The sequence below is a fragment of the Luteimonas sp. Soil_N_1 genome (assembly GCF_057656255.1).
On the sequence record NZ_JBDGKS010000008.1, the window covers coordinates 1 to 454 of the forward strand.

General features: G+C 63.9%; 1 protein-coding gene. It reads left to right on the forward strand.

What is annotated here, in order from left to right; all coding sequences use genetic code 11:
* On the forward strand, positions 1–453 hold a 453-nt coding region (locus AC3A4E_RS17270), incomplete at its 5' end, for an EF-Tu C-terminal domain-related protein (protein WP_487632713.1).
* Position 454: the final 1 nt, after the last annotated feature.

The following is a 454-nucleotide window of genomic DNA, read 5'->3' on the forward strand; positions in this document are numbered from 1 at the left end:
ATCGTCGGTATCCGTCCGGTGCAGAAGACGACCGTCACGGGCGTCGAGATGTTCCGCAAGCTGCTCGACCAGGGTCAGGCAGGCGACAACGCCGGTCTGCTGCTGCGCGGCACCAAGCGTGACGACGTCGAGCGTGGCCAGGTGCTGGCCAAGCCGGGTTCGATCAAGCCGCACACCGAGTTCGAAGCCGAAGTCTATGTCCTGTCGAAGGACGAAGGCGGCCGTCACACGCCGTTCTTCAAGGGCTACCGTCCGCAGTTCTACTTCCGCACGACCGACATCACGGGTGCGTGTGAACTGCCGGAAGGCACCGAGATGGTGATGCCGGGCGACAACGTGAAGATGGTGGTCACGCTGATCAACCCGGTGGCGATGGACGAAGGTCTGCGCTTCGCGATTCGCGAAGGCGGCCGTACCGTCGGCGCCGGCGTGGTGGCCAAGATCCTCAAGTGAT